The organism is Streptomyces sp. L2 (assembly GCF_004124325.1).
GTDB lineage: Bacteria > Actinomycetota > Actinomycetes > Streptomycetales > Streptomycetaceae > Streptomyces.
On the sequence record NZ_QBDT01000001.1, the window covers coordinates 2,438,021 to 2,459,178 of the forward strand.

Here is a 21,158-nt window from a genome sequence, read left to right on the forward strand (position 1 = left end):
GCGGACAAGGCGGTGGCGCGACGGACGGTTGTCCATCGCGCCACCAAAAGGGGTGAACGGTCGTAACTTTCGCGTGCGAGCCGCGTTCCGGCGCGCTAGGGAATCACAGGGTGATCGCTCGGCCGCGAAACGTTACCGCTGGGAGGCTCGGCGACCCGCGGCTCAGCCCTTCGGGTAGGGCCAGGGGTTGGCCAGGCAGTGGATGCCGTCGTGGTCGAGGAATTTGGTCTGCTGCTGCATGACGGGGGCGAGTTCGCCGTTCTTGCGGCAGAGCTCGTGGTTGTGGCCGAGACGGTGGCCGACCTCGTGGTTGATGAGCATCTGCCGGTAGGCGTAGATCTTGTCGCCGTACGTCGCGCTGCCCTGGGCCCACCGGTAGGCGTTGATCATCACGCGCCGGGTGGCGGCCGAGTCGCAGGAGACGTTCTCCTCGGCGGTGTCCAGGCCGGACTTGGCGCACCAGGTGGCGGTGGTGCCGGGGCTGGCGAGCGTGATGACGAAGTCGGCCTTGCCGGAGGAGACGCGCTCGAAGGTGCGGGCACCGTCGTGCGACCAACTGCGGTCGTCGTTCAGCGTCTTCTGGACGGCCTCGGCGAACAGCGCGCCGTCCAGGCCGAGTCCGTGTTCGATGTCCACCCGGTACGTGTACTTCTGGCCCTTGCCGGGCGCCTTGTCGGTGCCGGGGACGGTGTCGAACGTGCCCGGCCCCTTCAGCTTCACGTCGAGCGGGTACTTCTTGCTCATCTTCTGCTCGTACGTCAGGGGCACCGGCGAGGGGGTCGCCCGGCCGTCGCCGCGGGAGGCGGGGTCGTGGGTGTCGCGCTCCTGGTCCGTGGCGGACTGGGACCGCACGGCGCCGCCCTCATGCCCGTCGGCGACCTGACCGGCGACGACGACCGCGAGCACGGTGGTGACGGCGGCCGCCGCGATGCCCGTGAACGCCTTGCCCTTGCCGCCGCCCTTCCGCGGTGCGGGGACACCGGTCGGGGGCGCGTCGGCGTCCCCGTCACCGCCGCCTGCCGCGGAGGGGTCGAGCACGGGCGCGTACGGCTCCTGCGCCCGCTCGGACTCGGTACGGCCCGGTGTCCCGGCGCGGGGTGCGAAGAGGTCGACGTCCTCCTCGCCGAAGGCGTCGAGGTAGTCCTGCCGAGGCCCGCGCGGGCCCGCACCGGGTGCGCCGGGGCCACCAGGTCCGCCCGGCCCACCCTGCCGCTGCCGGGGAAAGGCGGTACCGTGCGTGTGCGGGGCCCGGCCCGGCCCGGCGCCCGGTGCACCGCCGGCCGGCCCGAACTCGCCCCAGCCGCCCCCGCCTTCCCACTGCTCGGGATGACCACCCCGCACCTGCGGCCCGCCGTACGGCACACCGTCCCCGGACACCCGCGGCACACCCCGCGCGGGGGTGCCGTCAGGGAAGCGCGGAACACCATGGACGGGCGTCCCGTCGGGAAAGCGGGGCACACCGCGGGCAGGAGTGCCGTCAGGGAAACGGGGAACACCATGGACCGGCGTCCCGTCAGGCAGCCTCGGCACGCCACGGACCGGCGTCCCGTCGGGGTGGCGCGGCATGTTCGGGGCGCCGTATCGCGGGTCAGGGCCCGCCGGGCGGGCGGGGGCGGTCCCGTCGGCCGGGCGCGGTGGCGTCCCGCCCTCCGGCGCCCGGCGCTGACTGGGCAGCCCCGGTGTCCTGGGCGCTCCCGCGGCAGCTTCGGGGCTCGGACCCGTGCTCGTATCCGCGCCTCGTCCGCCCCTGCGGCGGCCTGTGTCCGCCGAGTCGTCCTTCGGGGCCGGTCCGCGTCGGCTGTGGCGTCCCACCTCGGCTTTCAGCTCCCTGTGTCCATGGAAGTGACATCGTCCCCGGCGGCCACGACAGGGCCCTCCGCTCTCGACTCGTCCAACTCCCCGACCCCTCTCAGGAGTTCCCGGAAGGCGTCGGCCACCACCTCCGGGTACTCCATCATGGCCACATGGCCGGCGTCCGGCAGGGACAACAGGCGGGAGTCGGGGAAGGAACGGGCGGCCTTCTGCGCCATGCGGTGGCCGACGAGCTGGTCGCGGCCGCCGTAGATCAGGAGGGTCGGGGCGAGGACACGCTCGGCCTGCCGCCACAGCCCCTGCTGCCCGCCGAGGGTGTAGGCGTTGACCAGCCCGCGCGCGGAGCGGGCCATCGCGTCCCAGAAGTACGGCAGGCTCAGTCGCCGTTCCAGTTCCTCGACCGCGTTCTCGAACGCCTCGGGCGACACCCGCGCGGGATCGCCGTAGCAGAGCGCCATGACGCCGCGGACCCGCTGTTCGGCCGTCCACTCCCTGGTGATCCGGGTGAACAGCGCGGCCACTCCGGGTACGCCCAGCAAGGCCGTCGGCACGGCGGTCCGCTGCACCCGCAGCTCCGGCAGGGCGGGCGAGACGAGGGTCAGGGTCCGGACCAGGTCCGGGCGTACGGCTGCCACGCGCGTGGCGACGGCGCCGCCGAGGGAGTTGCCGAACAGGTGGACGGGGCCGCGCCCCGCCGCGTCGAGGAAACGGATGCACGCGCGCGCGTGGGCGGTGACGGAGTAGTTGCCGTCGTCCGGCGGCGGCGAGTCGCCGAAGCCGGGCAGGTCGACCGCCTCGCCGTCGACGACGCCGTCCAGCTCCGCCATGAGCGCCGACCAGTTCTGCGAGGAGCCGCCCAGCCCGTGGACGTACAGAGCGGGTGGCAGGCCCTCGCGCGCGGGGGGCCGCGAACGGACCGACAGGGTCGCCCCCGGCAGCCGCACCGACCTCAGCCGCTCGCCCTCCCCGACCCTGACGGGTGCCACCTTCGGGAGGACACTCGCGGCCGGTACGGACGGCGACTCGGTCGAAGACATGCGGCAATGTTACGAGGTGATCACGTCGTAGTTCGTGTGTTCGCCGTCACAGCGCTGCGGCCGGGACGCCGGGGAGGACCCAGGAAAGATCCCGGGAGACCGCCCCGAAGGACGCCGGAAACGGCCCGATCGGGACGGTCGATGACATGGCGTCGCGATCAGGTGTCTCCTACGCTCGTAGAAAGGGCACCCGCATGTGGCCCCTGCGTGTTCCGGGGACGTTCGTAGGAAGGGAGCCCACCATGGCCTATGACCCCACCGAGCCCGGCACCATCGATGACCTGGCACGGGACGACAGCCCGGAGATCGACGTCGAGGCCGCCGAGGGGGACGCCGTCGAGCAGCACGCGGACCTCGCCGCGGACCGCGACGACCCTCTGACGGGAGTCGACCAGGACCGCGCGAACGAGGCCGATCTCGCCGAGCAGGCGCGCGTGGTCCGGCTCGACGAGGACGACTACCGCTGACCTCCGCCGACGCACTCCGGCCGGCTCGGGACGCTTCGCGGCTTTCGTCGCCGTCCGGTACGTGAAATTCTGCGCTCGCACCGCGCACACCACGGTTACCGAAAAGTACGATGGGTCGCGCGGCCGACACCGCATGTGGACGACTTTGGGAGGCGGCGTGACAGCCATCGAGCAAACTGAGGCGGCACGCCCGCGCGGCACCCGTCTGCCGCGCCGAGCTCGACGGAACCAGCTGCTGGGCGCCGCCCAGGAGGTCTTCGTCGCGCAGGGCTATCACGCGGCGGCGATGGACGACATCGCCGAGCGGGCCGGCGTCAGCAAGCCGGTGCTCTACCAGCACTTCCCCGGCAAGCTCGACCTCTACCTCGCCCTGCTGGACCAGCACTGCGAGGCGTTGATCCAGGCCGTGCGCGGCGCGCTCGCCTCGACGACGGACAACAAGCAGCGCGTGCGGGCGACCATGGACGCGTACTTCGCGTACGTGGAGGACGAGGGCGGCGCCTTCCGTCTGGTGTTCGAGTCGGACCTCACGAACGAGCCCGCGGTGCGCGAGCGCGTCGACAAGGTCACCAACGAGTGCGCCGAGGCGATCTGCGACGTCATCGCCGAGGACACGGGCCTCGCCCGCCCGGAGTCGATGCTGCTCGCCTCCGGCCTGGGCGGGCTCGCCCAGGTGGTGGCGCGCGCCTGGCTGCACAGCGACCGCACCGTGCCGCGCGACCAGGCGGCCCAGCTGCTGGCGTCGCTCGCCTGGCGGGGCATCGCCGGGTTCCCCCTGCACGGCACCGAGCACCACTGACGCCGGGCGGTTCCCGCGGGGACGCGGCGCCGTTCCGGCATCGTCGCGGAAATGTTCCCGCGGGCTGTTCGCTGTTGGCGTTCCCGCCGAGCAGCGTGTACGTCCCCTCACCGGGCTAATGTGTGCTGCGTACGGCGCGGAAGATCGCGCACATCACTGACCGTCGGAGGGACATAGCCGTGGAGGTCAAGATCGGCGTGCAGCACGCGCCCCGCGAGATCGTTCTGGAGAGCGGTCAGAGCGTCGAGGACGTCGAGCGGGTGGTGGCCGAGGCGCTGGCCGGGAAGTCGACGCTGCTGAGCCTTGAGGACGAGAAGGGCCGCAAGGTCCTGGTCCCGGCCGACCGCCTGGCGTACGTGGAGATCGGCGAGCCGACGGTCCGCAAGGTGGGCTTCGGAGCGCTGTAGTCCTCATACAGCGACAAAGGGCCCGGCGGCACTGTGCCGCCGGGCCCTTTTCCTCGTACACGGCCTCGTGCACGCGTGCGTCGTACACACAGACGGCGCACACTTCCCTCACAGCCGATGATTGCAATTCGCAGGTCACGGGTATGACGGGCTACGACCGTGAAGCGCGGGCCGGCCGTGGGAGGGACCTCGACATGATCCTGGAAGTGCTCGGATCCGCCGTGCTGGGTCTGGTTCTGGCGTTCGTGGCGACCAGGCGCCTCGCGCACCGGCTGCCCGCCCAGCCGCTGGTGTACTCGACGGCCGTCGCCGGCGCCCTCTTCGGTGACTTCGTCACCCACAGCGCCCTCGGCCCCGGCACCGTCCTGCTGAGCCTCCTGGGCGCGGCGATCGTCTCGGCGTCCTCCCTGTCCCTCCTCCTCCGCCCGTCACGCCACCTGCACCGCAGATCAGCACCGGCGTAGCGGCGCCCGCACGGCGCAGCCGTCCAGGGGCGCGGGGCTGTGTCTGATGTGCCACTCCGCCGCGTGGGCGCGAGCAACCACGACGAAGCCGCAGCCGCACACACGACCGGACCCACCCCGCGGGAGCGCTACGCGGCCAAGCCGAGCGCAGCCATCCGCTTGGTGTGCGCCTCCGTGATCCGCGAGAACATCCTGCCGACCTCGGCGAGATCGAACCCGTCGGCCACCCCGCCCACCAGCATCGTGGACAGCGCGTCCCGGTCGGCGACCACCCGCTGGGACTGCGACAGCGCCTCCCCCATCAGCCGTCGCGCCCACAGCGCCAGCCGGCCGCCCACGCGCGGCTCGGCCTCGATGGCGGCCCGCACCTTCTCGACGGCGAACTCGGCGTGCCCCGTGTCGTCCAGAACGGCCAGAACCAGTTCCCGGGTGTCGCTGTCGAGACGGGCGGCGACCTCCCGGTAGAAGTCGCTCGCGATCGAGTCGCCGACGTAGGCCTTGACCAGGCCCTCCAGCCAGTCCGAGGGCGCCGTCTGCCGGTGGAAGCCGTCGAGGGCGGCGACGAACGGGTCCATCGCGGCGGTCGGCTCCTCGCCGATCTCGGTCAGCCGGTCCCGCAGCCGCTCGAAGTGGTGGAACTCGGCCGAGGCCATCTTGGCCAGCTCCGCCTTGTCGGCGAGGGTCGGCGCCAGCTTGGCGTCCTCGGCGAGCCGCTCGAACGCCGCCAGCTCTCCGTACGCGAGGGCGCCGAGCAGGTCCACGACCGCCGCGCGGTACTGCGGGTCGGCGGCGGCCTGCGCCCAGTCCTGGGCGGCGACACCGGTGTGCCGGCCGGGTGCGTCGGACGCGCTCTCAGGCTTGGCGGGCGCGTTCTCAGGCTTGTCAGAGCTAGTCATGAGGCGCACAATAGCCCGCTCCCCGCGCGCGGGAGGCGGCCGGCCGAGCAGTGTGACGGCGACTACGTGACCAATTCGGCCATCGCATGTGCGCGATTCCGGGGTATGGTGGTAATGCGCCTGCAGAGTGGGTCGACGTTGCTCGACGTCCTCGACAGGCCGCACGTATGAGGATGCCCGGTCGGTGGCCCGATCGGCTCCGACCCGACAGCCCTCCCGGCCGTACGGCACAGATGCGTACGACAAGGAGAGGGACACCCTCAGCGGTGAGAGCGCTGAGCCTGTCCGGTGGACAGGCTCTAAGAGCGTCGGCAGAGGTCCCGTGCTTTACGGCAGGCCCGAGTGGTTCGCCCGTATGGCAGCCGACGTCCCCGGCACGGTCCGTCAAAGACCCCCGCGCTCGCCTCGCGCCGCGCCACACAGAAGAGGCAGCATCCTGACTACGACGTTCCGAGACCTTGGGATCCTTCCCGAGACCGCCGAGGCCCTGGAGGCCGTCGGCATCACCACCCCCTTCCCCATCCAGGAGATGACGCTCCCGGTCGCCCTCTCGGGCACCGACGTCATCGGCCAGGCCAAGACCGGCACCGGCAAGACGCTGGGCTTCGGCCTCCCGCTGCTGGAGCGCGTCACCGTCCCCGCCGACGTCGAGGCCGGCCGCGCCGCCCCGGAGGCCGTCACCGACACCCCGCAGGCGCTCGTCGTCGTCCCCACGCGCGAGCTGTGCCAGCAGGTCACCAACGATCTGCTGACCGCGGGCAAGGTGCGCAACGTGCGCGTCACCGCGATCTACGGCGGCCGGGCCTACGAGCCCCAGGTCGAGGCCCTGAAGAAGGGCGTCGACGTGGTCGTCGGCACCCCCGGCCGGCTGATCGACCTCGCGGGCCAGAAGAAGCTCAACCTGAGCCACGTCAAGTGCCTGGTCCTCGACGAGGCCGACGAGATGCTCGACCTGGGCTTCCTGCCCGACGTCGAGAAGATCATCAACCTGCTGCCGACGCGCCGCCAGACCATGCTGTTCTCGGCGACCATGCCGGGCGCGGTCATCGGCCTCGCCCGCCGCTACATGTCGCAGCCCACGCACATCCGCGCCACCTCGCCCGACGGCGAGGGCGTGACGCTCGCGAACATCAAGCAGTTCGTCTACCGCGCGCACAACATGGACAAGCCGGAGATGGTCGCGCGCATACTGCAGGCCGAGGGCCGCGGTCTGGCGATGATCTTCTGCCGGACCAAGCGCACGGCCGCCGACATCGCCGAGCAGCTCCAGCGCCGCGGGTTCGCCTCCGGCGCGGTCCACGGCGACCTCGGCCAGGGCGCCCGCGAGCAGGCCCTGCGGGCGTTCCGCAACGGCAAGGTCGACGTCCTCGTCTGCACCGACGTCGCCGCGCGCGGTATCGACGTCGAGGGTGTCACGCACGTCATCAACTACCAGACGCCCGAGGACGAGAAGACGTACCTGCACCGCACCGGCCGTACGGGCCGCGCGGGCGCCAAGGGTACGGCGATCACGTTCGTCGACTGGGACGACATCCCGCGCTGGCAGCTGATCAACAAGGCGCTGGAGCTGGACTTCAACGACCCGGCGGAGACGTACTCGAGCTCCCCGCACCTGTTCACGGACCTCGGCATCCCCGAGGGCACCAAGGGCACCCTGCCGCGCTCGGAGCGGACCCGCGCCGGGCTCGACGCGGAGGACCTGGAGGACCTGGGCGAGACCGGTGGCCGCGGTGGCCGCGGGCGCGGTGGCCGAGGCGACCGGGGCGACCGGGGCGACCGGGGCGGCCGCTCCGAGTCCGGCGGCCAGGAGCGGGAGCGGTCGGCTCGTACGCCGCGCCGTCGCCGCCGCACGCGCAACGGAGCCCCGGTGGACGCCGGTACGGCCCCTGCGGCTACGGCCCCCACGGCGCCCGGCGCCGAGCAGGGCTCCGTGGAGGAGCCCGCGGCGACCCGCACTCCGCGCCGCCGTCGCCGTACCCGCGGCGGAGCGAACCGGACGGAGCCGGTGACGACCGCGGCGACCGCGACCACTGAGGCCCCTTCGGAGGCCGCGGTGGAGACGGTGGCCACGGCCGAGGGCGCGGCCACGCCGGCCGCCGCTGAGAAGCCGCGCCGCCGCCGCACCCGCAAGTCCGCGGAGACCCTTCCGGTGTCCGAGGCGTCGGCGACCGACGCCCCCGCGGCCGAGGTCCCGGCGGCGGAAGCCCCGGTAGTGGCCGAAGCCCCCGTGGTGGAAGCCCTGGTGACGGACCCGGCCCCGGAGGCCAAGCCGCGCCGACGCACCCGCAAGAAGGCCGAGCCGGTCGCGGAGGTCACCGAGACCGCCGAGGCCGCGGTCGCGACGGCCGAGGTCGCGGAAGAGGCTCCCCCGGCGACCAAGCCGCGCCGGACCCGCAAGAAGGCCGTCGCCGCCGCACCGGAGACCGTCGACGCGGAGGCCGAGGCCGAGGCCGAGGCCAAGCCCCGCCGCACGCGGAAGACGGCAGCCGCCGCGGAATCCGCCGTCGACACGGCCGAAGCGGAGACCGAGGCCAAGCCCCGGCGCACCCGCAAGAAGGCCGCCTCCGCCGCACCGGAGACGGTCGAGATCGAGGCCGAGGTCAAGCCGCGCCGCACGCGGAAGACGGCAGCCGCCGCGGAATCCGCCGTCGACACGGCCGAAGCGGAAGCCGAGGTCAAGCCGCGCCGGACCCGCAAGAAGGCCGCCGCCGCACCGGAGACGGTCGACGCGGAGGCCGAGGCCAAGCCTCGCCGGACCCGTAAGAAGGCCGTCGCCGCCGCGCCGGAGACGGTCGAGGCGGAGGCCGAGGCCGAGGTCAAGCCGCGTCGGACGCGCAAGGCCGTGGCCAAGAAGGCGGTGGCCGAGGTGGTCGCTCCGGAGATTCCGGCGCAGGCCACGGAGGAGCCGGAGGTCAAGCCGAAGCGTCGTACGCGCAAGGCGGCCGAGCCGGTGGCCGAGGCGGCTGGGACCGCTGAGGCCGCCGAGGTGAAGCCCCGGGTGCGCCGGACGCGGAAGGCAGCGGCGGCGACCGTAGAGGCCGCCCCCGAAGCCTGACGGGCACCATCCGCACCACAGCACGTCCCGACGGCCCGGCCCACTTCGGTGGGCCGGGCCGTCGGCGTTCCTCGGCATTCCCGCGCGGCACCAGGTCGAGGCGGCCCTACCGCGAACACCCGTGTGCCGGGCGCCCGATAGCCTCTCCCCATGAGCAGGCCTGACACCTTTGATCCGCCGCCCGGCGCTCGTGCGTACTCCCTGCGGACCCGTCGGGGCGAGTTCGCCGTGGTCGACGCGCCTGTCGCCGACGGGGTCGAGGCCAGAGGCGTGGCTCTGCTGCTGCCGGGGTTCACCGGGAGCAAGGAGGACTTCAATCCGCTGCACCTGCCGCTCGCCGAGCGCGGGTACCGGACCGTCGCGGTGGACGGGCGGGGGCAGTTCGAGACGGACGGACCCGAGACCGACGAGTCGGCGTACACGCAGGACGAGTTGGCGCGGGACGTGCTCGCGCAGGCGGAGGCGCTCGAAGCGGCCGCTCCCCTGCACCTTCTGGGGCACTCCCTGGGCGGACAGATCTCCCGGGCGGCCGTGCTGCTCGACCACTCCCCCTTCCGGTCCCTCACCCTGATGGCGTCCGGCCCCGCGCACATCGCGCCGTCGCAGCAGCAGCGCGTGAAGTTGCTGCGGGACGCGCTCGCCGTGATGACGATGGCCGAGGTGTGGGACGCGATCCAGGCGATGGAGGCGCCCGAGGAGACGGCCACCGGCGGGCTCGACGGCGGCCTGGACAGCCGGGAGGACCTGCGGCGGCGCTGGCTGTCCACCAAGCCCGCCCAGCTCCTGGCCACGGGGCGCCAGTTGTGCGCCGAACCGGACCGGGTCGCCGAACTGGCGGGCGTGCCGCTGCCGTTCCACGTGCTGTCCGGCGCGCTGGACGACACCTGGCCGCTGACCCTGCTGGACGAGATGGCCGTACGGCTGAACGCGCAGCGGACCGTCATCGAGGGCGCCGAGCACTCGCCGAACACCGATCGGCCGCTGGCGACGGCCCGTGCCGTCGCCGATTTCTGGGACTCGGTCTGACGCGTCCCGCGCGGTGAAGCCGGGTCAGTACTGCGCCTGGAGGTGCTCCCAGAAGCCGTCACGCAGGGCGCGGCGCAGGTCCGCCTGGCCGCGCAGGGAGTACTGGAGCAGGCCCTCGGCCTCGACGAGGAGGTCCTGGTCGACGGGGCCCGGCAGGTAGGGGTGGCCGGGGAGCAGTTCGACCAGGGACTCGCGGCCCCGCGCGGCCAGCCATTTCGCGGCGATCTGGGCGCCGACGAAGCGGACGTCCTCGCGGGTGGGCCGGCTGCCGGTGACCTCGTAGGCGGCGGCCGTGCGGCGGGAGACGTACGGCTTGAAGAACTCCAGGTCGAGGGTGCGCTGGCTGTCGACCTCCCACAGCAGCGGCTCCGCCTGGTTGCGGCCCTCGGGTGCCTCGATGCCCCAGAGGTGGACGCGGGCGCCGTAGCCCTGGGCCGCCTCGACGGCCGAGACCAGGTCCTCGTCCCCGCCGAGCAGGGCCGCGTCGCTGATCGCGCGGTGCCGGGCCAGTGACTCCAGGTCCGAGCGGATCAGGGAGTCGACGCCCTTCTGCTGGTTGTTGGCGTTGAGGTTGCCGAGGCGGACCTTGACGTCGGGCAGTTCGGCGATGGACTGCTGCTCGGCTGTGTGGATGCGGCGCCGGGCGCCGTCGTACCAGTAGACGCGCAGCAGCCGGCTGTCGGCGAAGATGGTGCGCGCCTTGTCGATGAGCGCGTCGATCAGGCCCTCGGCGTCCAGGTCGAAGGAACGGCGGTCCTCGGTGCCGGCGATCAGCCGGCCCGCCGCCGCGTAGAGGTATCCCGCGTCGACGAAGATCGCGTGGGTCGAGGGCGTCTTCGCCACTTCGGCGAGCATGCGGCTCAGCAGCTCGTTCGTGTGGTCGATGCGGGCGGAGAGGGCCGCCAGGTCGTCGTTCATCGCGTCCATTGTCCCGGCGGTCACGCTGCGAACACAACCGGTCCCGTTCTGTCCCATCCATGCCACTTACCGGTCAGTAATTAGACCTTCGAAAAATTTCCTTAGCGTAGGGAATGTTTGCAGGACACAGCTCGTTACACACAACGACAGCACGTCACACCAGTAGTTCTCCTCAGGAGGATGACCAGACGAAGGGAGAAGCCCATGCGCTTCGAGATCATGCGACTCGACGAGGTCGACGGCACGCCCGTGGACAGCACCGTCGTGGACGCCGCCTCCGTCAACCGGATCGTTCAGCAGGCCGCCGCCATAGGGCAGCGGCTGTGGATCCGCCCGGCCGAGACCACGGCCTCATAACACTCAAGCCTTCCGGGGGAGCCGAGCGCGCTCTCTTCTCAGCTCCCCCGGATCACCTGAGTGATGCCGTTGATGATCTGCTGCACCGCGATGGCGGACAGCATCATCCCGGCGAGCCGGGTCACCAGCACCACTCCGCCGTCCTTGATGACGCGGATGATCAGCAGCGAGTACCGCATCACCAGCCACAGCACGACGTGGATGGCAAGGATCGCCGACCACACCGAGATCTGCGTGGCCACACTGCCCGCCTTCTGCACGGCCAGGATCACGGACACAATGGCACCCGGACCGGCCAGCAGCGGCATGCCCAGCGGCACAAGGGCGACGTTCACGTCCTTGGTCTGCTTCGGCTCGTCGGTCTTGCCGGTGAGCAGGTCCAGCGCGATCAGCAGGAGCAGCAGGCCACCCGCGATCATCAGCGCGGGGACGGAGACATGCAGGTAGTCCAGGATCTGATGACCCAGGACACCGAAGACGGCGATGACCCCGCCGGCCACACAGACCGCCTGGAAGGCCATACGGCGCTGCACCTTGGCCGGACGGCCCGCGGTCAGGGCGAGGAAGATCGGGGTGATCCCGGGGGGATCCATGATGACAAAAAGGGTCACGAACAGAGAGCCGAAGACGGCGACGTCGAACATGGGGGAAGCACAGGCCTTGCGGGAGAAAGTGAAACGGGTGAACGCGGGCGACAGGGATGCCCGGATGAGAGCGCGCTGGAGGCGACGCGAGCGTCGCCGGGGGGTCAGGCTCCGCCCGCCCCCGGAACCGGGAACGCCCCGGTCGCGCGCCGGGTGATCTCCCCGTACACCTCGGGATCCGTCGTGTACGCGCCGAGCGGGACCGTCTTGCGGCTGCCGTGGTAGTCCGAGGACCCGGTGACCAGCAGCCCCAGTTCCTTCGCCAGGCCGCGCAGGCGGATCCGGGCGTCGGCGTCGTGGTCCGTGTGGTCGACCTCGATGCCGTCCAGACCGGCCGCGGCCATGTCGGCGATACGGAACTCGGGCACGGTGCGGCCGCGCTTGGCCGCCGCCGGATGCGCGAAGACGCAGACCCCGCCCGCTCCCTTGACCAGCCGGATCGCCTCGAAGGGGTCCGTCTCGTGCTTCTCGACGTAGGCCCGGCCGCCGTCGGCCAGCCACTCCTCGGTGAACGCGTCGCTCACCGTCGGTACGACGCCCAGCTCGACGAGCGCGGTGGCCACGTGCGGGCGGCCCACGGAACCGCCGGCGGCGATCCGCTCGACCTGCTCCCAGGTGACCGGCACGCCCAGCGCGTTCAGCTTGGCGACCATGCCCTGGGCCCGCGGCACCCGGTCGTCCCGAACCAGCTCGCGCTCGGCGAACAGGGCGGGCTCCGCGGAGTCGAAGAGGTAGGCCAGCAGGTGCATGGACACGCCGTCGACCCGGCAGGACAGCTCGGTGCCTGTGACCAGGGTCAGCCCCTCGGGCAGCGCGGCGATCGCCTCGTCGTACCCACGGGTAGTGTCGTGATCGGTCAGCGCGACGACGTCCAGTCCGGCCGCGGCGGCATTGCGCACCAGCTCGGCCGGGGTGTCCGTACCGTCAGAGGCCCTGGAGTGACAGTGCAGATCGATGCGCACGGCGACTCCAGACAGACGAACGGAAGGGGACGCTCCAGCATACCGGCACAAAAACAGCCCCTGTCACACCCGCACCCGTTAGGCGCCCCCTACACCCGGGGCCACGACGAGACCCACCCGCACACGGACGCGCCCCAAAGGGGCGCGGGGCTGTATCGATCAGCGGCTCCGCCGCGGGGCGCGAGCAACCACGACGCACCCGCACCCGCGCACAAAGAGGCACCCGGCACCCCGTGGACGCTACGGCTCAAGCAAGCGCGGCGACAACGCCCCGCACGGCACCAGATCCACCTCAGCCCCCGCGTCCCGCAGATCCGTCAGCACCAGCTCGTCGTACATCAGCAGCCCCGCCTGCTCGGGCCAGACCACCGCCCACAGCCACAACCCCAGCGCCTCGCCGGCGAAGACGACCCGGTCGTCCGGGGTGCCGTAGACATGCCAGAGCGGGGTCGGCCGGCCGGCCGCCAGCACCTTCGTCTGGGGCGGTTTCTCCACGCTCATGTGCGGCCCCGGGTCCGGCCCGTCGATGCCCGCGTACCGCGCGCCGAGGCCGACGCCCAGTTCCTCGGCGACCAGGATCAGCTCGCCGACCCCGCCGAGCGGGCCGGGCCCGGAGCAGGCGACGGCGGTCGCGCGGCCCCCGGAGCGGTCGTCGCCCGCGTAGCACACGCCCGTGAACAGCCAGCCGACCGGCAGCGGCCAGGGCATCCACACCGGGACCTGGGTGCGGCGCACCACGACGCTGAGGGCCTCGACGCTGGGCGGGATCACGGGCTGCAGAGGATGCACGGTCCCGTGCACATCGCACTGCCAGGAATCGCTGAAGAGTCCGGGAGCCCTGACCCGGCCACCACACTTCGGGCAACTGGGTTCGCCCCTCATAGCGCTCCACGCTCCTACCCGTACCGCGTCCCGTCAAGGACGATCACCCGTCCGGGCGGAACTCGCCTGACCAGGGCAGAGTAGGTGCACCTTGCATTAATTAGCCGAACTAACTTACTATGTGCATACACCAACCATCTACGCCCGGGAACTCCCCCGGGACCTGGGAGGAGCACATTGGACGCCCTCGACGCGGGAGCCGGCAGCATCCTGCGGCAGCCCAAGGCGGTCTGGGCCACGGCCGGAGCCTCCGTCGTCGCCTTCATGGGCATCGGCCTGGTCGACCCGATCCTGCCGTCCATCGCACAAGGCCTGCGCGCCACCCCGAGCCAGGTCTCGCTGCTCTTCACCTCGTACTTCCTGATCACCGCCGTCGCGATGCTGCTGACCGGCTTCGTCTCCAGCCGCATCGGCGGCCGCAGGACGCTGCTGCTCGGCCTCGCCCTCGTCGTGTTCTTCGCGGGCCTGTCCGGCACCTCGGACACGGTCGGCCAGCTCGTCGGCTTCCGGGCCGGCTGGGGACTCGGCAACGCCCTGTTCGTCTCGACGGCCCTCGCCGTGATCGTCGGCGCGGCGAATCCAACAGGTGCCGCGCGCAGCGCGTCGGACAAGGGCGGTGGTGGGCGACGGGCGGGAGGCAGCGCCGCGGCGATCCTGCTCTACGAGTCCGCGCTCGGCCTCGGCATGGCCTGCGGCCCGCTGCTCGGCGCCGTCCTCGGCAACATCAGCTGGCGCTACCCGTTCTTCGGCACCGCCACGCTGATGGCGATCGGCTTCCTGTGCATCACGGCGTTCCTGAAGGAGCAGCCGAAGCCGGCCCGCAAGACGTCACTGCTGGACCCGGTCAAGGCGCTCGGCCACGGCGGGCTCGCCTCGGCGGCGGTCTCCGCGTTCTTCTACAACTACACGTTCTTCACCGTGCTGGCCTTCACCCCGTTCGTGCTGAACATGACCCCGTACAAGTCGGGCGCGGTGTTCTTCGCCTGGGGCGTGCTCCTCGCGGTGTTCTCGGTGATCGTGGCCCCGCGCATGCAGGAGCGGTTCGGCTCCCTGAAGGTGCTCGGCGGCTCGCTGGTACTGCTCGCCGCCGACGTCCTCGTGCTCGGCTACGGCGACCACACCACGGCCGTCGTCTGCACGATCCTGTCCGGCGCGTTCATCGGCGTGAACAACACCGTCTACACCGAGCTGGCCCTCGGCGTCTCCGACGCTCCGCGCCCGGTGGCGAGCGCGGGCTACAACTTCGTCCGCTGGTTCGCCGCGGCCGCCGCGCCGTACTTCGCGCCGAAGATCGAGGAGTGGACCGACATCCACGTGCCGTTCGTGGTCGCGGCGGTCACCGCGGTGCTCGGCGCGCTCGTGGTCGTCGTACGGCGGAAGGCGCTGACGAAGGAGGCGGCGGAGCTGGAGCCGCGGCACGCCACCGAGGACGGCGTCACCGTCTTCGCCAACTGACCGAAGATGAGCGGCCCTTGGTGAGCTTGCTCACGCCGGGGCCGCCACGCGGCTCACCAAGGCCGCCACCTGGCTCACCGCAGCGGGACGGACGTGCGGGCGGGGTCGCGCAGGTCCGTCCCGTTCGCCAGCCAGCGCTCCTGGAGGGCCTGGGCGCCGTGCACCCGCTTCCAGGCGGCCTCGTTCGGTGTCATCGGCAGCAGCGGCAGGAACCGTACGGCCTCCATCGGCTCCGGAAGGTCCAGATCCTCGACGAGCCCGCCGTTCTCCCCGACCAGCACCGAGGTGAACGGCGCTCCGGGCCACAGCGGCTCACCCACGTCCAGGGACGCCCCCGGGGCCACCACCAGGCCCTCCACCTGCGGGGACGCGCCGAGTACGGCGAGGGGGCGCAGCACCTTGTCGGTGTCGGCGAGGCCGGCCCGGACGGACAGGACCAGCTCGGCGCGGGGGCCCTTGACGGGGTCGGCGAGCACAGCCGTGGGGTCGGTCATGGGGTGCGCGGACATGCCGAGCGTGGCGTAGCGGACGAGGTCCCCCTCGTGGAAGCGGAGGACCTCGACGCGGTCCGTCCCGAGGAAGGTGACCGCGGCGCGCGCGTCCGGTTCGCCCAGCGCGGTACGCAACCGTGCCTCGACCAGAGGAAGAACTTCAACCATGCGGTGAGCATAGAACTCGTCAGTACAGGGCAAAGCGGCGCCTTGACACCGGGGGCTGCTGATACTCTGACCCTGGTTCGGGGCAGCACGCAGAAGCGTCGCTATCGGGTCCCGACGCCGAAGGAACTCCCTTACGAGGGACCGGCCGGAGGAGGTGGGGCTGTCATGGATCGAAGTCGACCGTGCAGTACCACTCGCTCTTCCGGCCGCTGATGCGGTTGCTCTGATTCCGGCCTGAAATCCGGCCTGCTGCCGCCTTTCTCGCTCGCGCCTTCACTTCGGAAGAGCACTTCGTTCTCGTTTTGCCTGATCTGTCGATCTGTCGATCAGGTCGGTCTGATTCCGATCTGGTTCAGCAGCGAAGTTCGCCGCCGCGACGGTGCGGTGCTCCCCGCTTTGTGGACGTGCCAAACATCCGCACACAGGACGTCCTCATTCCGGGTAGTTCCACCCGCCGTGGTTGACCGGTCTTCGCTGTCCGATGCGAAGGAGCCTGCCCATGTCGATGATTCGTGACCTGCGCGCCGCGGTCCGTCCCTCGTCCCGCCCCGCCCCGCGCAAGGAGACGAGCACGTCGTACGACACCACGCGGGACCCGGCCACGCCGTCGGCGGTGGTCGACTGCGCGGTCTACCGCGACGGCGGCCGCGTGGAGACGGCTCAGCCGCTCAGCCCGCAGGAGGCGATGCGCCGTGTCCGGCGTGACGGCGGGTTCGTGTGGATCGGGCTGCACGAGCCGACGGAGGCCGAATTCGCCGGTATCGCCGGTGAGTTCGGGCTGCACCCGCTGGCCGTGGAGGACGCGGTGCAGGCGCACCAGCGCCCGAAGCTGGAGCGGTACGACGACTCGCTGTTCACCGTGTTCAAGACCATCCACTACGTCGAGCACGACCAGCTCACCGCCAACAGCGAGGTCGTCGAGACCGGCGAGGTGATGTGTTTCACCGGGCGGGACTTCTTCATCACCGTCCGGCACGGCGGGCAGGGCTCACTGCGGGCGCTGCGGCACCGGCTCCAGGACGACCCCGAGCTGCTGGCGAAGGGGCCGTCGGCGGTGCTGCACGCGATCGCCGACCATGTCGTCGACGGGTACATCGCGGTGGCCGACGCGGTGCAGGACGACATCGACGAGGTGGAGACCGAGGTCTTCTCGCCGGGCCGCAAGGGCGGGGTGTCGCGCGGTGTGGACTCGGCGCGGATCTACCAGCTCAAGCGCGAGGTGCTGGAGTTCAAGCGGGCGGTGGCCCCGCTGCTGCGGCCGATGCAGCTGCTGAGCGAGCGGCCGATGCGGCTGATCGACCCCGACATCCAGAAGTACTTCCGGGACGTGGCCGACCACCTGGCCCGGGTGCAGGAGCAGGTGCTCAGCTTCGACGAACTGCTGAACTCGATCCTCCAGGCCAACCTCGCGCAGGCGTCGGTCGCGCAGAACGAGGACATGCGGAAGATCACCGCGTGGGCCGCGATCATCGCCGTACCGACGATGGTGTGCGGGGTGTACGGGATGAACTTCACGTACATGCCCGAGCTGCACTGGAAGTACGGGTACCCGGTGATCATGGGAGTGACGGTGGCCCTCTGTCTCGGCATCCACCGCACGCTGAAGCGCAACGGCTGGCTCTGAGCGGCGCTGGATAGGCTGGGCCCATGACAAGTGAGCTGCTCGACCAGGCCCTCGTCGAGGAGGCCGCGAAGAAGTCAGGCCTCGTCTGGGTCCGGGCCGCCGGCGCCCCGGCGGCACGTGCGCTGTGGCACGTGTGGCACGAGGGGGCGGTGTGCCTGGTCGGTGACGGCACCGGTGAGCAGCCGCTGTCCGGGCTGGCCGACGGCGGCTCGGCCGAGGTGACCGTCCGCAGCAAGGACAAGGGCGGCCGGCTGGTGACGTGGGCGGCCACCGTGGCGGAACTCGTCCCTGACTCTCCCGAGTGGGAGGCGGCGGTGGCCGAGCTGAAGGGCAAGCGGCTGAACGCGCCCGACGGCGAGGAGATGCCCCGGCGGTGGGCCGCCGAGTGCCGGGTACTTCGCCTCACACCCACGGGGTCCCTGACCCCGCTCCCATCCGGCCCCCTGGCCGAGCCCCCGATGCCGACCCCGGCGACCACCCGCCAACCGGCCCCAGCGGCCCTGCCCCGCCTCCTGACCAAACGCCGCAAGAAGAAGTAGCCCCCGAGCCGAGAAGAGCTGGGCACCGCCGGTCACGAACGTCGTGGCTGATCGCCGCTGCGGCGGAAAAAAAGGGGGCGCCTGGGAGAAGGCCGACCTTGCCACGCGGCTCACGCCCATCTCGGCCGCGCGGCTCATGATCGGCTGTGCCTCTGAACCGCCGCAGCCGGGCCCGGCCACGACGGCGGTGGTCGGCGGAGTACGACGGCGGTCGGCGGCTCGGAGCGGCCGGGAGCCGGGGGCGGGGGTCCCCGGGGGCTTCAGGACGTCGGTAGTTGTTTGCCGTAGTCCACTGTGTCCGATGTGGCGGGGGCGGTTGTGGTGAAGTCCTTGCCCCAGTCGGAGAACCGGAGCGTGCCCGCGTTGCCGGCCCGGGTGAGGAGGAGGGGGTACGGGGCGCCCTGGAGGGAGACGTCGAGGCTGCCGCCGTGGCCGCTCTCGCCGGTGATCCGGATCGTGCGGGTACCCGCCTGCTCGTGGTGGCCGTCCGTCGCCGGCGTGCCGTGCAGCGTCAGCAGACCGTCGAGGAGGACGTCCTTGTCCGTGAAGCCGCTGAACTTCTTGTACGCGGGATCGCCCTGCGGCACCTTCACATACTTGCCGCCGAGCTTCCCGGCCGTCCCCTCGCCCTTGCCGTCCCCGCCGTCGGCCTGCTTCCAGAAATCCGCGTCGGCCTTCAGGTACAGCTGCCGTCCGACCCGCAGCACGCGGAACGTCGTCCCCTTGGACGTGACCGACCCGGTGCCGCCGTCGTCCTTGAGCCGCATGTCGAGCCGGTATGTACGGCCACTGGTGACGACGGTGCCGGACAGCCGTACCGCGCTCGCCGCCTCCGCCGCCGCCCGGCTCTTCGCCTGGATCTGCGCGGCGGACAGCTTGCCCACCCCGTTGGTCCCCGCGTCCGGATCCCCGCCGCACCCCGTCAGGACCGTCGCCCCCGTCACGGCCAGCGCACAGATCGCGGTCGCCCGCGCGGTCCGGGGGAATCGACGACCGTGGGGAATCGCAGTCACAGGGGGCGCTGCCTTTCTGACGGGTCCTGAACGGCGTACGGCAGCGTACCGGGGCCCCGCCCCGCCGGTGGAGCCAGTCCTTCCGGACCGCCCGCCCGGGCGTATCCGACCGGCACGGGCTAGCCTGAAGCGCACCCGAGCGGGCAAAACCGAGCAATTCCCACGCAGGACACGCCCCACGCGCACAGCAAGCGATGCACGCGAAGGAAGCAAAGGAAGCACAGCCATGGCAGCCGGCGCCCCCCGGATCTTCGTCTCGCACCTCGCCGGGGTCCCCGTCTTCGATCCGACCGGCGACCAGGTCGGCCGCGTCCGCGACGTCGTCGTCATGCTGCGCGTCGGCCGGCGCCCCCCGCGTGTGCTCGGGCTGGTCGTCGAGCTGTCCACCCGGCGGCGGATCTTCCTGCCGATGACCCGCGTGACCGGCGTCGAGTCCGGCCAGGTCCTCTCGACCGGCGTACTGAACGTCCGCCGCTTCGAGCAGCGGCCCACCGAGCGGCTGGTCTTCGGCGAGCTGCTGGACCGGCGCGTGACGCTGACGGAGACCGGCGAGGAGGTCACCGTCCTCGACGTGTCCGTGCAGCAGCTGCCCGCCCGCCGGGACTGGGAGGTCGACCGGGTCTTCGTGCGCAAGGGCCGCAAGGGCGGCGCCTTCCGGCGGGCCAAGGGAGAGACGCTGACCGCCGAGTGGTCGGCCGTCACCGGGTTCTCGCTGGAGGAGCACGGCCAGGGCGCCGAGAACCTGCTCGCCACCTTCGAACAGCTGCGCCCCGCCGACCTCGCCAACGTCCTGCACCACCTCTCCCCCAAGCGCCGCGCCGAGGTCGCCGCCGCCCTTGACGACGACCGGCTCGCCGACGTCCTCGAAGAGCTGCCCGAGGACGACCAGATCGAGATCCTCGGCAAGCTGAAGGAGGAGCGCGCGGCGGACGTCCTGGAGGCCATGGACCCCGACGACGCCGCCGACCTGCTCGCCGAGCTGCCCGAGGAGGACCAGGAACGGCTGCTGAGCCTCATGCAGCCCGCCGACGCGGCCGACATGCGGCGCCTGATGTCGTACGAGGAACACACCGCCGGCGGTCTGATGACGACCGAACCCATCGTGCTGCGCCCCGACGCCACCGTCGCCGACGCCCTCGCGAGGGTCCGCAACCGCGACCTGTCCCCCGCGCTCGCCGCGCAGGTCTACGTCTGCCGGCCGCCCGACGAGACCCCGACCGGCAAGTACCTGGGCACCGTCCACTTCCAGCGGCTGCTGCGCGACCCCCCGTACACCCTGGTCAGCGCACTCCTCGACGACGACCTGCAGCCCCTGGACTCCGACGCCACCCTGCCCGTCATCGCCGGGTTCTTCGCCGCGTACGACATGGTCGCCGCACCCGTCGTCGACGAGTCCGGTTCCCTGCTCGGCGCGGTCACCGTGGACGACGTACTCGACCACATGCTGCCCGACGACTGGCGCGAGACGGAGTTCCACCTCGACGAGGGCGAGGGGGCGGACACCCATGGCTCCTGAGCGCGAGGCCCTCCGCGACCGCACCCCGGCGGGCGCCACGGCCACCACCCGGCCCCGGACGCCCCGGCTGGACCAGCCGCGCCCGCCGCGCCGCCGCATCCTGCCCGAATGGGACCCGGAGGCCTTCGGCCGGCTCTCGGAGCGGATCGCCCGGTTCCTCGGCACGGGCCGCTTCATCGTCTGGATGACGGTCGTCATCATCGCCTGGGTGCTGTGGAACATCGCCGCGCCCCGGCCGCTGCGCTTCGACGAGTACCCGTTCATCTTCCTGACCCTGATGCTCTCCCTCCAGGCCTCCTACGCCGCCCCGCTGATCCTCCTCGCGCAGAACAGGCAGGACGACCGCGACCGGGTCAACCTCGAACAGGACCGCAAGCAGAACGAGCGGTCCATCGCCGACACCGAGTACCTGACGCGGGAGATCGCCGCGCTGCGCATGGGCCTCGGCGAGGTCGCCACCCGCGACTGGATCCGCTCCGAGCTGCAGGACCTGCTCAAGGAGATGGAGGACCGGCGCCGCCACGACGGCCACGTCGTATTCCCGGCGGAACGGTCAGAACACCCCTCGGGACGTGACGCAGAAGACCGCTGAAGGACTACCCGGACGCCCCTCGGCGCGCCGTACC

At 71.7% G+C, this 21,158-nt stretch carries 21 protein-coding genes; 12 read left to right on the forward strand and 9 right to left on the reverse strand.

Annotated elements, in window-relative coordinates; translation table 11 throughout:
* Positions 1-162 precede the first annotated feature (162 nt).
* Both DBP14_RS10255 and DBP14_RS10260 read right to left on the reverse strand, forming a co-directional pair.
* Positions 163-1,812, reverse strand: a complete 1,650-nt coding sequence (locus DBP14_RS10255) for a DUF3152 domain-containing protein (RefSeq protein ID WP_164992294.1) — start codon at positions 1,810-1,812, stop codon at positions 163-165.
* A gap of 8 nt (positions 1,813-1,820) precedes the next feature.
* On the reverse strand, positions 1,821-2,849 hold the full coding sequence (locus DBP14_RS10260; RefSeq protein WP_129306771.1) for an alpha/beta hydrolase: 1,029 nt from the start codon (positions 2,847-2,849) through the stop codon (positions 1,821-1,823).
* A 242-nt stretch (positions 2,850-3,091) separates the two neighbouring features.
* Between DBP14_RS10260 and DBP14_RS10265 the strand changes: the two genes are divergently transcribed.
* From DBP14_RS10265 to DBP14_RS10280, 4 genes are all read left to right on the forward strand, one after another.
* A complete protein-coding gene (locus DBP14_RS10265) occupies positions 3,092-3,316 on the forward strand; it encodes a hypothetical protein (RefSeq protein ID WP_129306773.1) in 225 nt (74 codons plus the stop codon).
* A gap of 157 nt (positions 3,317-3,473) precedes the next feature.
* Positions 3,474-4,115 carry a TetR/AcrR family transcriptional regulator gene (locus tag DBP14_RS10270; RefSeq protein ID WP_129306775.1) on the forward strand — a complete coding sequence of 214 codons (642 nt, stop codon included), beginning with the start codon at positions 3,474-3,476 and terminating at the stop codon, positions 4,113-4,115.
* A gap of 179 nt (positions 4,116-4,294) precedes the next feature.
* Positions 4,295-4,522: a DUF3107 domain-containing protein gene (locus DBP14_RS10275; RefSeq protein ID WP_164992295.1), complete on the forward strand. Its 228-nt coding sequence runs from the start codon at positions 4,295-4,297 to the stop codon at positions 4,520-4,522.
* Positions 4,523-4,716: 194 nt separating this feature from the next.
* Positions 4,717-4,986 carry a hypothetical protein gene (locus tag DBP14_RS10280; RefSeq protein WP_129306779.1) on the forward strand — a complete coding sequence of 90 codons (270 nt, stop codon included), beginning with the start codon at positions 4,717-4,719 and terminating at the stop codon, positions 4,984-4,986.
* Between the two features lie 128 nt (positions 4,987-5,114).
* On the opposite strand, the gene DBP14_RS10285 is transcribed toward DBP14_RS10280, so the two are convergent.
* Positions 5,115-5,882 (reverse strand): ferritin-like fold-containing protein, encoded by a 768-nt coding sequence (locus DBP14_RS10285; RefSeq protein ID WP_206739244.1) that lies wholly within the window; start codon positions 5,880-5,882, stop codon positions 5,115-5,117.
* A 529-nt stretch (positions 5,883-6,411) separates the two neighbouring features.
* On the opposite strand from DBP14_RS10285, the gene DBP14_RS10295 reads away from it, so the two are divergent.
* Together DBP14_RS10295 and DBP14_RS10300 are read left to right on the forward strand one after the other, a co-directional pair.
* A complete protein-coding gene (locus DBP14_RS10295) occupies positions 6,412-8,937 on the forward strand; it encodes a DEAD/DEAH box helicase (protein ID WP_129306784.1) in 2,526 nt (841 codons plus the stop codon).
* A gap of 150 nt (positions 8,938-9,087) precedes the next feature.
* Positions 9,088-9,963 carry an alpha/beta hydrolase gene (locus DBP14_RS10300; protein WP_206739245.1) on the forward strand — a complete coding sequence of 292 codons (876 nt, stop codon included), beginning with the start codon at positions 9,088-9,090 and terminating at the stop codon, positions 9,961-9,963.
* Positions 9,964-9,987: 24 nt separating this feature from the next.
* On the opposite strand, the gene DBP14_RS10305 is transcribed toward DBP14_RS10300, so the two are convergent.
* Positions 9,988-10,881, reverse strand: coding sequence for an NYN domain-containing protein (locus DBP14_RS10305; RefSeq protein WP_164992297.1), 894 nt, complete (start codon positions 10,879-10,881; stop codon positions 9,988-9,990).
* Positions 10,882-11,061: 180 nt separating this feature from the next.
* Here DBP14_RS10305 and DBP14_RS10310 point away from each other — a divergent pair, with 180 nt between their 5' ends.
* Positions 11,062-11,238, forward strand: coding sequence for a hypothetical protein (locus DBP14_RS10310; RefSeq protein ID WP_164992204.1), 177 nt, complete (start codon positions 11,062-11,064; stop codon positions 11,236-11,238).
* Positions 11,239-11,276: 38 nt separating this feature from the next.
* On the opposite strand, the gene DBP14_RS10315 is transcribed toward DBP14_RS10310, so the two are convergent.
* The 3 genes from DBP14_RS10315 to DBP14_RS10325 all read right to left on the reverse strand — a co-directional run bounded on the left by DBP14_RS10315 (position 11,277) and on the right by DBP14_RS10325 (position 13,726).
* Positions 11,277-11,882, reverse strand: coding sequence for a MarC family protein (locus tag DBP14_RS10315; RefSeq protein ID WP_129306786.1), 606 nt, complete (start codon positions 11,880-11,882; stop codon positions 11,277-11,279).
* Positions 11,883-11,986: 104 nt separating this feature from the next.
* Complete coding sequence (locus tag DBP14_RS10320) at positions 11,987-12,844, reverse strand: PHP domain-containing protein (protein WP_129306788.1); 858 nt, start codon at positions 12,842-12,844, stop codon at positions 11,987-11,989.
* A 240-nt stretch (positions 12,845-13,084) separates the two neighbouring features.
* On the reverse strand, positions 13,085-13,726 hold the full coding sequence (locus DBP14_RS10325; protein ID WP_129306790.1) for a DUF6758 family protein: 642 nt from the start codon (positions 13,724-13,726) through the stop codon (positions 13,085-13,087).
* Between the two features lie 177 nt (positions 13,727-13,903).
* On the opposite strand from DBP14_RS10325, the gene DBP14_RS10330 reads away from it, so the two are divergent.
* Positions 13,904-15,181: an MFS transporter gene (locus tag DBP14_RS10330; protein WP_129306791.1), complete on the forward strand. Its 1,278-nt coding sequence runs from the start codon at positions 13,904-13,906 to the stop codon at positions 15,179-15,181.
* A 74-nt stretch (positions 15,182-15,255) separates the two neighbouring features.
* Here the strand turns inward: DBP14_RS10330 and DBP14_RS10335 are convergent, their stop codons facing one another.
* On the reverse strand, positions 15,256-15,840 hold the full coding sequence (locus tag DBP14_RS10335) for a suppressor of fused domain protein (RefSeq protein ID WP_129306793.1): 585 nt from the start codon (positions 15,838-15,840) through the stop codon (positions 15,256-15,258).
* A gap of 499 nt (positions 15,841-16,339) precedes the next feature.
* Between DBP14_RS10335 and DBP14_RS10340 the strand changes: the two genes are divergently transcribed.
* Positions 16,340-17,464, forward strand: a complete 1,125-nt coding sequence (locus DBP14_RS10340; protein WP_129306797.1) for a magnesium and cobalt transport protein CorA — start codon at positions 16,340-16,342, stop codon at positions 17,462-17,464.
* 23 nt (positions 17,465-17,487) lie between these two features.
* Positions 17,488-18,003, forward strand: coding sequence for a hypothetical protein (locus tag DBP14_RS10345; protein WP_129306799.1), 516 nt, complete (start codon positions 17,488-17,490; stop codon positions 18,001-18,003).
* 260 nt (positions 18,004-18,263) lie between these two features.
* Here the strand turns inward: DBP14_RS10345 and DBP14_RS10350 are convergent, their stop codons facing one another.
* Positions 18,264-19,016, reverse strand: coding sequence for a hypothetical protein (locus DBP14_RS10350; RefSeq protein WP_206739246.1), 753 nt, complete (start codon positions 19,014-19,016; stop codon positions 18,264-18,266).
* Between the two features lie 226 nt (positions 19,017-19,242).
* Here DBP14_RS10350 and DBP14_RS10355 point away from each other — a divergent pair, with 226 nt between their 5' ends.
* Entirely contained in the window at positions 19,243-20,532 is a 1,290-nt protein-coding gene (locus DBP14_RS10355) for a CBS domain-containing protein (protein WP_129306801.1), read from the forward strand.
* On the forward strand, positions 20,522-21,124 hold the full coding sequence (locus DBP14_RS10360; RefSeq protein WP_129306803.1) for a DUF1003 domain-containing protein: 603 nt from the start codon (positions 20,522-20,524) through the stop codon (positions 21,122-21,124). The genes DBP14_RS10355 and DBP14_RS10360 overlap by 11 nt, the downstream gene beginning before the upstream one ends.
* The last annotated feature ends 34 nt before the right edge of the window (positions 21,125-21,158 follow it).

What these genes read in the sequence shown, in the direction of transcription:
- DBP14_RS10360 (WP_129306803.1), top strand. Translation starts at nt 20,522, where the DNA reads ATGGCTCCTGAGCGCGAGGCCCTCCGCGACCGCACCCCGGCGGGCGCC.
- DBP14_RS10340 (WP_129306797.1), top strand. Translation starts at nt 16,340, where the DNA reads ATGTCGATGATTCGTGACCTGCGCGCCGCGGTCCGTCCCTCGTCCCGC.
- DBP14_RS10280 (WP_129306779.1), top strand. Translation starts at nt 4,717, where the DNA reads ATGATCCTGGAAGTGCTCGGATCCGCCGTGCTGGGTCTGGTTCTGGCG.
- DBP14_RS10310 (WP_164992204.1), top strand. Translation starts at nt 11,062, where the DNA reads ATGACCAGACGAAGGGAGAAGCCCATGCGCTTCGAGATCATGCGACTC.
- DBP14_RS10335 (WP_129306793.1), bottom strand. Translation starts at nt 15,840, where the DNA reads ATGGTTGAAGTTCTTCCTCTGGTCGAGGCACGGTTGCGTACCGCGCTG.
- DBP14_RS10345 (WP_129306799.1), top strand. Translation starts at nt 17,488, where the DNA reads ATGACAAGTGAGCTGCTCGACCAGGCCCTCGTCGAGGAGGCCGCGAAG.
- DBP14_RS10355 (WP_129306801.1), top strand. Translation starts at nt 19,243, where the DNA reads ATGGCAGCCGGCGCCCCCCGGATCTTCGTCTCGCACCTCGCCGGGGTC.
- DBP14_RS10285 (WP_206739244.1), bottom strand. Translation starts at nt 5,882, where the DNA reads ATGACTAGCTCTGACAAGCCTGAGAACGCGCCCGCCAAGCCTGAGAGC.
- DBP14_RS10325 (WP_129306790.1), bottom strand. Translation starts at nt 13,726, where the DNA reads ATGAGGGGCGAACCCAGTTGCCCGAAGTGTGGTGGCCGGGTCAGGGCT.
- DBP14_RS10315 (WP_129306786.1), bottom strand. Translation starts at nt 11,882, where the DNA reads ATGTTCGACGTCGCCGTCTTCGGCTCTCTGTTCGTGACCCTTTTTGTC.
- DBP14_RS10260 (WP_129306771.1), bottom strand. Translation starts at nt 2,849, where the DNA reads ATGTCTTCGACCGAGTCGCCGTCCGTACCGGCCGCGAGTGTCCTCCCG.
- DBP14_RS10265 (WP_129306773.1), top strand. Translation starts at nt 3,092, where the DNA reads ATGGCCTATGACCCCACCGAGCCCGGCACCATCGATGACCTGGCACGG.
- DBP14_RS10300 (WP_206739245.1), top strand. Translation starts at nt 9,088, where the DNA reads ATGAGCAGGCCTGACACCTTTGATCCGCCGCCCGGCGCTCGTGCGTAC.
- DBP14_RS10305 (WP_164992297.1), bottom strand. Translation starts at nt 10,881, where the DNA reads ATGAACGACGACCTGGCGGCCCTCTCCGCCCGCATCGACCACACGAAC.
- DBP14_RS10295 (WP_129306784.1), top strand. Translation starts at nt 6,412, where the DNA reads ATGACGCTCCCGGTCGCCCTCTCGGGCACCGACGTCATCGGCCAGGCC.